The organism is Streptomyces sp. NPDC003943 (genome assembly GCF_053605265.1).
Map to the genome: position 1 here is coordinate 38,952 of NZ_JBSGIW010000064.1, position 8,773 is coordinate 47,724.

The window sequence follows — 8,773 nt, forward strand, 5'->3', positions numbered from 1 at the left end:
GTGGGCGCGGAAGATCAATTCCGCTCGGTGTGGGGCCGGCCGGCCCACGGGAGCGTTCGCTGCGGGAGACCGGCCGGCCCACGGTCGCCACGCCTACGTCCAGGGCGCCAGCTCCCTCGCCCGGCCGTCCGCGTCCCGCCGCACCTCCAGGACCGCCGTGACCGCGGCCCGCTCGATCGGCCCGTACACGTGCGGGAAGAGCATGTCCCGAGACCCCTCCCAGCGGACCTCCCCGGCCAGCCGGGTCTCGTCGATCACCAGGACGAGCAGCGGCCCCGGCACGTCCCGGTAGTGGCCGTCCGCGATGGCGAGGGCGGCGGGCTCGTCCGGCGAGCAGTGGACGAAGCCCTCTGCGGAGAGGGAGGGCGGGGCGTAGGGACGGTCCGGATCGGCGGACCATTCGTCCAGCGGTACGACGTGCAGCAACATACCGACAGTTCTACCGTCTCGAGTGGCGGGCGCCGCGCCGGTGCCTCCGGGCACCTGACTAGGCTGGCCGGAGCACCCCCGCAGGTGAGAAGGAGTACGAGGTGGCGGTACGAGCGGTCCGAGGCGCCGTCCAGTTGGAACGGGACGACGCCGGACACATGCACGAGCAGGTGCGGGAGCTGCTCACCGCCGTGCTCGAACGCAACGGGCTGACCGCCGACGACCTGATCAGCATCTGGTTCACGGCCACGCCCGACCTCCACAGCGACTTCCCGGCCGCGGCCGCCCGCGGCCTCGGGATCGTGGACGTCCCGCTGATCTGCGCCCAGGAACTCGACATCGAGGGTGCGATGCCGAGGGTCGTACGGCTCCTCGCGCACGTCGAGTCGGAACTGCCCAAGTCACGGATCGCGCACGTCTACCTCGGTGCCGCGGCCGCCCTGCGCAAGGACATCGCCCAGTGAGAACCGCGCTCGTCATCGGAACCGGCCTGATCGGCACCTCGGCGGCGCTCGCCCTCGCCGGGCGCGGCGTCACCGTCCACCTCCGGGACCACGACCCGGCCCGGGCCCGCACCGCCGCCGCGCTCGGCGCCGGCACGGACGAGGCGCCCGCGGGGCCGGTGGACCTCGTCCTCGTCGCCGTGCCGCCCGCGCACGTCGCCGGCACCCTCGCCGACGCGATCCGCGCCGGGCTCGGCCGCGGCTACCTCGACGTGGCCAGCGTCAAGGGCGGGCCCAAGCGGGAGCTGGAGGAGCTGGGCCTCGACCTCACCGCGTACATCGGCAGTCACCCGATGTCCGGCAAGGAGCGTTCCGGCCCGCTCGCCGCCACCGCCGACCTCTTCGAGGGGCGCCCGTGGGTGCTCACGCCCACCCGCGACACCGACACCGAGGTCCTCAACCTCGCGCTCGAACTGATCGCCCTGTGCCGGGCCGTCCCCGTCGTCATGGACGCCGACGCCCACGACCGGGCCGTCGCGCTCGTCTCGCACACCCCGCAGCTCGTCTCGTCGATGGTCGCCGCCCGCCTGGAGGAGGCCGACGAGTCGGCCGTACGCCTCTGCGGCCAGGGCATCCGCGACGTCACCCGCATCGCCGCCTCCGACCCGCGCATGTGGGTCGAGATCCTCTCCGCCAACCCCGGCCCCGTCGCCGACGTCCTCGCGGGCGTCGCCGCCGACCTCGACGAGACGGTACGGGCCCTGCGCGCGCTCGAGTCCGGCGACGAGGCCAAGCGCAGCGCCGGCGCCTCCGGCGTCGAGGACGTCCTGCGCCGCGGCAACGCCGGCCGCGCCCGCGTCCCCGGCAAGCACGGCGCCGCCCCCGCCACGTACGAGACCGTCGCCGTCCTCATCAGCGACCAGCCGGGCGAGCTCGCCCGCATCTTCGCCGACGCGGGCCGCGCGGGCGTCAACATCGAGGACGTCCGCATCGACCACGCCACGGGCCAGCAGGCGGGCCTCGTCCAGCTCATGGTGGAACCCTCGGCGGCGCCGGTCCTGAGCGAGTCGCTCCGCGAGCGCGGCTGGGCGTTGCGGACGGGCTGAGCCCCCGTCGTGGGCCGTGCCCCGCGCGGGCGGCGGCTTTCCCCGCGGGCGGGGGCGGCGGTCCGGGCGGGCAGGGGCCCGGAACGGGTCCCCGGGCACCGCTGGGCCGAACGGGTGCGGCGGACTCGGTAACCTTGTGGGGGTCCCCGCATGTCCGCCGGGGGCTGTCGCTCATCCAGGAAGGCGTTCCCCACCGTGGAAACCGTGATCGTCGCCATCGACGGCCCCTCCGGCACGGGCAAGTCGAGCACCTCGAAGGCGGTTGCCGCCAAGCTGGGGCTGAGCTATCTCGACACCGGTGCCCAGTACCGGGCCATCACCTGGTGGATGATCAGCAACGGCGTCGACGTGCACGACGCCGACGCCGTCGCCAACGCCGCCGCCAAGCCCGTCATCGTCTCCGGCACCGACCCGGCCCGGCCCACCATCACCGTCGACGGCGTCGACGCGTCCGGCCCGATCCGTACCGAGGAGGTCACCTCCAAGGTCAGCGCGGTCAGCGCCGTCCCGGAGGTGCGCAGCCTGATCACGGAGCTCCAGCGGTCCATCGCCAGGGGCGCCGAGCTCGGCATCGTCGTCGAGGGCCGGGACATCGGCACCACCGTCCTGCCGGACGCCGACCTGAAGATCTTCCTCACCGCCTCCCCGGAGGCCCGCGCCGCCCGCCGCTCCGGCGAGCTCAAGGGCGCCGACGTGCACGCCACCCAGCAGGCCCTGATCAAGCGGGACGCCGCCGACTCGTCCCGCAAGACCTCCCCGCTCGCCAAGGCCGACGACGCCGTCGAGGTCGACACCACCGAGCTCACCCTCGACCAGGTCATCGAGTGCGTCGTCACCCTGGTGGAGGAGAAGCGGACGGCCGCGAAGTGACCCAGCCCTCCGAGAAGGGCGCCGCCGTCGGCCGTCGCATCGGCATCGGCCTGATGTACGGCTTCTGGAAGCCGCGCGTCCTCGGCGCCTGGCGGGTGCCGGCCTCCGGCCCCGTCATCCTCGCCGTCAACCACGCGCACAACATCGACGGCCCCATGCTCATGGGCACCGCCCCGCGGCCCGTCCACTTCCTCATCAAGAAGGAAGCGTTCGTCGGGCCGCTCGGCAGCTTCCTGGAGGGCATCGGCCAGCTCAAGGTCGACCGCGACAGCACCGACCGCACCGCGATAGCCCGGGCCCTCGCGGTCCTGGAGCACGGCGGCGTCCTCGGCATCTTCCCCGAGGGCACCCGCGGCGAGGGCGACTTCGCCTCGCTCCGCGCCGGCCTCGCGTACTTCGCGGTCCGCAGCGGCGCGCCGATCGTCCCGGTCGCCGTGCTGGGAAGCACGGACACCCCCGGACGGTTGGTCAAGGGGCTGCCCCGGCTGCGCAGCCGCGTCGACGTCGTCTTCGGCGACGCCTTCGAGGCCGGCGACGGCTCCGGCCGCCGCACCCGCAAGGCGCTGGACGAGGCGACCGTCCGCATCCAGGAGCGGCTCACCGACCACCTGAAAAACGCCAGGCGTCTCACCGGACGCTGAGCGACACTCTCAGTAGTGGGCCTCGGAGAGGCGGCCGACAGGCCGCCCGCCCGGGAACCCACCGACCACGAATGATCAAGGAACGGACTTCATGAACGACCAGCACGACCACGGGGCACTTGGCGACGCCGAGTACGCGGAGTTCATGGAGCTCGCCGCGGAAGAGGGCTTCGACCGGGAGGACGTCGAGGGCGCGATCGAGGAGGCCGGCCACGGCCCGCTCCCCGTCCTCGCCGTCGTCGGCCGCCCGAACGTCGGCAAGTCGACCCTGGTGAACCGCATCATCGGCCGCCGCGAGGCTGTCGTCGAGGACAAGCCGGGCGTCACCCGCGACCGCGTCACCTACGAGGCCGAGTGGGCCGGCCGCCGCTTCAAGGTCGTCGACACCGGCGGCTGGGAGCAGGACGTCCTCGGCATCGACGCCTCCGTCGCCGCCCAGGCCGAGTTCGCCATCGAGGCCGCGGACGCCGTCGTCTTCGTCGTCGACGCCGTCGTCGGCGCCACCGACACCGACGAGGCCGTCGTCCGGCTGCTCCGCCGCGCCGGCAAGCCGGTCGTCCTCGCCGCCAACAAGGTCGACGGCCAGTCCGGCGAGGCCGACGCCGCCATGCTGTGGTCCCTCGGCCTCGGCGAGCCGTTCCCCGTCTCCGCCCTGCACGGCCGCGGCACCGGCGACCTCCTCGACGAGGTCCTCAAGGCCCTGCCCGAGGCCCCCGAGCAGACCTTCGGCAAGGCCGTCGGCGGCCCGCGCCGCATCGCCCTCATCGGCCGCCCCAACGTCGGCAAGTCCTCCCTCCTCAACAAGGTGGCGGGCGAGGACCGCGTCGTCGTCAACGAGCTGGCCGGCACCACCCGCGACCCGGTCGACGAGCTGATCGAGCTCGGCGGCCAGACCTGGAAGTTCGTCGACACCGCCGGCATCCGCAAGAAGGTCCACCTCCAGTCCGGTGCCGACTACTACGCCTCGCTCCGCACGGCCGCCGCCGTCGAGAAGGCCGAGGTCGCGGTCATCCTGATCGACACCACCGACGCCATCTCGGTCCAGGACCAGCGGATCATCACGATGGCCGTCGAGTCCGGCCGCGCCATCGTCATCGCGTACAACAAGTGGGACGAGCTCGACGAGGAGCGGCGCTACTACCTGGAGCGCGAGATCGAGACCGAGATGCAGCAGGTCTCCTGGGCGCCCCGGGTCAACGTCTCCGCGAAGACCGGCCGCCACATGGAGAAGCTGGTCCCGGCGATCGAGACCGCCCTCGCCGGCTGGGAGACCCGCGTCCCCACCGGCCGCCTCAACGCCTTCCTCGGCGAGCTGGTCGCCGCCCACCCGCACCCGATCCGCGGCGGCAAGCAGCCCCGCATCCTGTTCGGTACGCAGGCGGGCACCAAGCCGCCGCGGTTCGTGCTGTTCGCCTCGGGCTTCCTGGAGGCCGGCTACCGCCGCTTCATCGAGCGCCGGCTGCGCGAGGAGTTCGGCTTCGAGGGCACGCCGCTGCACATCTCGGTGCGGGTGCGCGAGAAGCGCGGCAAGAAGAAGTAGCAGCAGCTCCTGAGCAGCAGAAGCGCGAAGGCAGCAGAAGCGCGGAAGCAGCAGAACGGCCGAGGGCCGGGGCGTCGTCGCGATGCCCCGGCCCTCGGCCGTCTCTGCCGTTCCTACACACCGCTCCGCCGGCCCGGCGGCAGCGCGTACGCCGACCAGCCCGCCTGCTGCCCGAGCTGCCGGTGCGTCCCGAACGCCCGGAAGACCAGCTCCTCCTCACCACTGCGGTCGCCCGGCAGCGTGCGGAAGGACCGGCGGTACTCGGAGTACAGGGCGTCGTAGATCGGCGTCGCGGAGAATCCGACGGAGGCGTCCTGTGCGGGCCGCATGCCCGGGATGGGACTGGGGCTCGGGTACGGCTGGCGGAATGGGTCGTATGAGTGCACGTATGTGCCAACGACCCCGCTGTCCGTGGGATGCGGGCGGCTCTCGGAAAGAGGCGCCCGCCGTGGCCGCGGAACGGCCGGTGCCCGACGGTCGTCCGTCACGTGCCGGCCAGCGGCATCGCGGCGGCGACCAGGCAGCCGTTGGCCGCGGCCTTCTCCAGCGCGTCCCGCAGCAGGTCCTCGCGCGGCTGCTGGCCGATGGAGCCGACCGGGGCGGCGAAGACGAGCACCGTGTGCGACTTGTTGGCCGCCGCCCGCCAGCCCTCGGTGACCTGGAGCGGCTGGTGCGCCTGCCACCAGGCGACCTGGCCGCCCGCACCGGCCTGGAGCACCGAGTGGAGCTGGCCCATGGCGACCAGCACGGACCAGCCGGGCAGCGGCGCGGGCCTGGTGTTGACATCGGTGACGGGCTGGAAGCCCTGCTCGACGAGGAGCGGCAGGAACTCGTCCGTCAGACCTTCCGAGCCGGGCCGGGCGACCGGCGCGGTCGGCTCCACGACCAGGGCCGGGTGCAGCTCACCCTCGATCAGGACCAGACCGCTGGTGACGCCGAGAACCGCCTGCTCGGGGTGGGCGGACGCGAGCGAGTCGGCCACGCCCCCGGCGGCGTCGGCCGCCGTGATGGAGGCGACGGCGCCCTGGAGCTGCTCCTCCGCCACCCGGACGACCTGGGACGGGATGCAGCTGGCGTGGGCGAAGGCGAGGACGGCGGTCTCCTCGCCGACGAACAGGACGGTGCTGGTGCGCTCCTGCTCGGAGTCGCCGGGCGTACGGCACGAGGTGCAGTCGTAGCTGCCCGGGGCGTTCTCGCCGGCCAGCAGCCGGTCGGCTTCTTCGTCGCCGATCTCGGCGCGTACGTCCTCGCTGACGTCGAGCATGCGCGGCACGGGGGCTCCTGGACTTTCGCGTGCGACGCCGGGCGGTTCCCGGTCGTCTCATGCCGAGTTCAACGGGGAAGGCTCGGCCGGGGTCACGCGTGGAGCGCCGACAAGTTGTACGAGGGGCGTGCGGGAGGCCGGTGCCGGCGGCGCGGGCGCGGGTGACTCCGACCGGGTGGCATGTGAACGGTGTTCCGCGCGGCACGGGCCGGGGCCCGGCGGCCGCTGCCTAGCCTGCCCCGATGTCGAAGATCCGATATCGGGCCGCGGGCGTCGCCGCCCTGGCGGCGGCACTGCTGCTGCCGGCGGCGGCCGTGGCCGCGGCCGGCGCGCCCACGCCGGTCGAGGCGTGTGTGCAGGACCAGTGGCCGTGGGGGTGCGTCGCCGACTGCGAGAGCGGCGGCGACTGGCGCGCCGACACCGGCAACGGCTTCTACGGCGGGCTGCAGTTCTGGCAGCCGACCTGGGAGGAGTTCGGCGGCCGCCGTTACGCACGGCGCGCCGACCTCGCGACCCGGGCGCAGCAGATCACCGTCGCCGAGAACGTGCTGCGCGTCCAGGGCTGGGGCGCCTGGCCGGTCTGCTCCAAGCGGTACGGGCTGAGCGGCCGCGCCCATGTCGTACAGCCCGGCGACACGCTCAGCGCGATCGCCCGCCGCTTCGGTGTGAAGGGCGGCTGGCAGGCGCTGTACGCGGCGAACCGCTCCGTGATCGGGCCGGACCCGAACCGGCTGGCGGTCGGCACGATGCTCCGCCTCACGTTCTAGGTGATCTCGCCGCCGGACACGAGGCTGCCGCGACTCAGTTCGTACGCGACCGAGCCCGGCGGCAGCCCCGGCGGGAGCCGCTGCTCGGCGAGGACGACCGCCGCGCGGGCGGGCGGGCCGGTGAGCGCGGCGAGCAGCCCGTACGTACGGGAGGCCACCGTCGTCGACAGGCCGAGGGAGGGCTCGTCGACGAGGACGACGCGGGTGGGGACGCCGGTGGTCGCGCCGGCGGGGGTGCCGGCAGGGGAGAGGAGGGCGCGGACGAGGCCGAGCATGCGGCGCTCGCCGCCCGAGAGGGTGCTGGCCCGGTGGCCGAGCAGCGGTGCCAGCTCCGGGTACGCGGCGAGGGCCTCGTCCCGGCGGCCAGGCGCCGCCAGGTCCAGGTTCTCGGCGACGGTGAGCGTCCCGTACACCGCCCGCAGATCCGGTACGAAGCAGAGGCCGCGGCGGGCCCGGGCGTGGGCCGGCAGCCGGGTGACGTCCGTACCGCCCCACACCACCCGCCCGGTGGTCAGCGGTACCGTCCCCGCGAGCGCGCGCAGCGCGGTGGTGCGGCCCGAGCCGTTGCGGCCGAGCAGGACGGTGACCGTGGCGGCGGGGAGCGGCAGGTCGAGGCCGTGCAGGGCCTCCAGGGGGCCGTAGCGGACCCGGGCGCGACGGAGGGCGATGGCGACGGTCATGTGATCCTGCCTCCCTCCAGGGTGTGGACGGCGTCCGCGATGCCGGCGACGAGGTCCGGGTCGTGCTCGACCACGAGCACGGTCAGGCCGTCGGCGGCGAGCGCGGCGAGAACACGGGCCAGGGCCGCCGTCTCCGCCGCGTCGAGCCCCGCGGCCGGCTCGTCGAGCAGCAGCGTGTGCGGGGCGCTCGCGAGGGCCCGGGCCAGCTCGACGCGCCTGAGGGTCCCCGTGGGCAGCCCGGCGGCGGGCCTGTGCCGGAGCGCCTCCCCGGCCAGCCCGAACAGCCGGAGCGCCGCCTCCACCGCGGCGCCGTCCCGCGCGCCGACCCGCACGTTCTCCTCCACGGTCAGCGAGGGGAACACGGCCAGCTGCTGGAACGTCCGAGCGATGCCGAGCCGGTGGCGGGCGTGGGCGGGGCGCCTCGTGATGTCGACGCCGTCGAGCGTGACCCGCCCCGTGGTCGGGCGCGCCGCCCCGGCCAGGCAGTCGAAGAGCGTGCTCTTCCCGGCCCCGTTCGGCCCGACGACGGCGGTCACCCGGGCGGGCGCGAGCGCGATGTCGACGCGGTCGAGGGCGGTGAGGCCGCCGGGGTAGGTGAGGGTGAGGTGGTGGGCGACGAGGCGGTGAGAGGCCGCGGGCCGGTGGCGCCGTCCCGCGCCGGATGCCTGGGCGCCGTCGGCGGCCGCGGGCCGGCGGGGGTGCGCCCGGCCTGCGGCCGGGCTGGTGTCCCCGCCCGCACCACCCGTTCTGTGGGTGGGCAGAGGTGCGGGTCTTCCTGTGGGTGGCCGGGCGCCGTCGGCGGCCGCCGGGCGAGCGCCGGACGGGGGCTCCGCCCCGGCGGGCTCCGCTGTGTCCGCGGGGCCTGTGTCCGCGGGGCTCGCGCCCGCGGGGCCTGTGCCCGACGAGAACGCCCACGGGCAGTGCGGCCAGCAACCACGGGGAGCGTGATGAGTACACCCACGGCGGAGATGAGACTGGGCGACTGCGTCATCTTCGCGGCCAGCAGCGGCAGGGCCACCCGGGCGATGGCGTC

At 74.5% G+C, this 8,773-nt stretch carries 9 protein-coding genes and 2 pseudogenes; 6 read left to right on the forward strand and 5 right to left on the reverse strand.

Annotated features, from left to right (window positions below; genetic code table 11):
• Window positions 1–93: 93 nt before the first annotated feature.
• Entirely contained in the window at window positions 94–429 is a 336-nt protein-coding gene (locus tag ACWEV0_RS24530) for a DUF952 domain-containing protein (RefSeq protein WP_453151578.1), read from the reverse strand.
• 101 nt (window positions 430–530) lie between these two features.
• On the opposite strand from ACWEV0_RS24530, the gene aroH reads away from it, so the two are divergent.
• The 5 genes from aroH (at window position 531) to der (ending at window position 5,029) form a co-directional block, all read left to right on the forward strand.
• Window positions 531–893, forward strand: a complete 363-nt coding sequence (aroH, locus tag ACWEV0_RS24535) for a chorismate mutase (RefSeq protein ID WP_403797413.1) — start codon at window positions 531–533, stop codon at window positions 891–893.
• Complete coding sequence (locus tag ACWEV0_RS24540) at window positions 890–1,978, forward strand: prephenate dehydrogenase (RefSeq protein WP_453151579.1); 1,089 nt, start codon at window positions 890–892, stop codon at window positions 1,976–1,978. The genes aroH and ACWEV0_RS24540 overlap by 4 nt, the downstream gene beginning before the upstream one ends.
• A 150-nt stretch (window positions 1,979–2,128) precedes the next feature.
• Window positions 2,129–2,848 (forward strand): (d)CMP kinase, encoded by a 720-nt coding sequence (gene cmk, locus ACWEV0_RS24545; RefSeq protein WP_453151580.1) that lies wholly within the window; start codon window positions 2,129–2,131, stop codon window positions 2,846–2,848.
• Entirely contained in the window at window positions 2,845–3,489 is a 645-nt protein-coding gene (locus ACWEV0_RS24550) for a lysophospholipid acyltransferase family protein (protein WP_453151581.1), read from the forward strand. Before cmk ends, ACWEV0_RS24550 begins: the two co-directional genes overlap by 4 nt.
• Before the next feature lie 91 nt (window positions 3,490–3,580).
• On the forward strand, window positions 3,581–5,029 hold the full coding sequence (der, locus tag ACWEV0_RS24555; RefSeq protein ID WP_453151582.1) for a ribosome biogenesis GTPase Der: 1,449 nt from the start codon (window positions 3,581–3,583) through the stop codon (window positions 5,027–5,029).
• Between the two features lie 188 nt (window positions 5,030–5,217).
• On the opposite strand, the pseudogene ACWEV0_RS24560 reads toward der, so the two are convergent.
• Together ACWEV0_RS24560 and ACWEV0_RS24565 are read right to left on the reverse strand one after the other, a co-directional pair.
• Window positions 5,218–5,415: pseudogene (locus ACWEV0_RS24560) on the reverse strand (hypothetical protein); the annotation flags it as partial.
• A gap of 98 nt (window positions 5,416–5,513) precedes the next feature.
• On the reverse strand, window positions 5,514–6,302 hold the full coding sequence (locus ACWEV0_RS24565) for a hypothetical protein (protein ID WP_453151583.1): 789 nt from the start codon (window positions 6,300–6,302) through the stop codon (window positions 5,514–5,516).
• Window positions 6,303–6,535: 233 nt separating this feature from the next.
• Between ACWEV0_RS24565 and ACWEV0_RS24570 the strand changes: the two genes are divergently transcribed.
• A complete protein-coding gene (locus ACWEV0_RS24570) occupies window positions 6,536–7,060 on the forward strand; it encodes a LysM peptidoglycan-binding domain-containing protein (RefSeq protein ID WP_453151584.1) in 525 nt (174 codons plus the stop codon).
• Here ACWEV0_RS24570 and ACWEV0_RS24575 read toward each other — a convergent pair.
• Together ACWEV0_RS24575 and ACWEV0_RS24580 are read right to left on the reverse strand one after the other, a co-directional pair.
• Window positions 7,057–7,740, reverse strand: coding sequence for an ATP-binding cassette domain-containing protein (locus ACWEV0_RS24575; RefSeq protein ID WP_453151585.1), 684 nt, complete (start codon window positions 7,738–7,740; stop codon window positions 7,057–7,059). The two genes, ACWEV0_RS24570 and ACWEV0_RS24575, sit on opposite strands and share 4 nt — an antisense overlap.
• A pseudogene (locus tag ACWEV0_RS24580) lies at window positions 7,737–8,528 on the reverse strand (ABC transporter ATP-binding protein); the annotation flags it as partial. The pseudogene ACWEV0_RS24580 and the gene ACWEV0_RS24575, both read right to left, overlap by 4 nt.
• Between the last annotated feature and the right edge of the window lie 245 nt (window positions 8,529–8,773).

Excerpts from the sequence above, each read along its gene's own strand:
- ACWEV0_RS24530 (WP_453151578.1), bottom strand. The coding sequence starts at position 429 with ATGTTGCTGCACGTCGTACCGCTGGACGAATGGTCCGCCGATCCGGAC.
- cmk (WP_453151580.1), top strand. The coding sequence starts at position 2,129 with ATGTCCGCCGGGGGCTGTCGCTCATCCAGGAAGGCGTTCCCCACCGTG.
- der (WP_453151582.1), top strand. The coding sequence starts at position 3,581 with ATGAACGACCAGCACGACCACGGGGCACTTGGCGACGCCGAGTACGCG.
- ACWEV0_RS24570 (WP_453151584.1), top strand. The coding sequence starts at position 6,536 with ATGTCGAAGATCCGATATCGGGCCGCGGGCGTCGCCGCCCTGGCGGCG.
- ACWEV0_RS24575 (WP_453151585.1), bottom strand. The coding sequence starts at position 7,740 with ATGACCGTCGCCATCGCCCTCCGTCGCGCCCGGGTCCGCTACGGCCCC.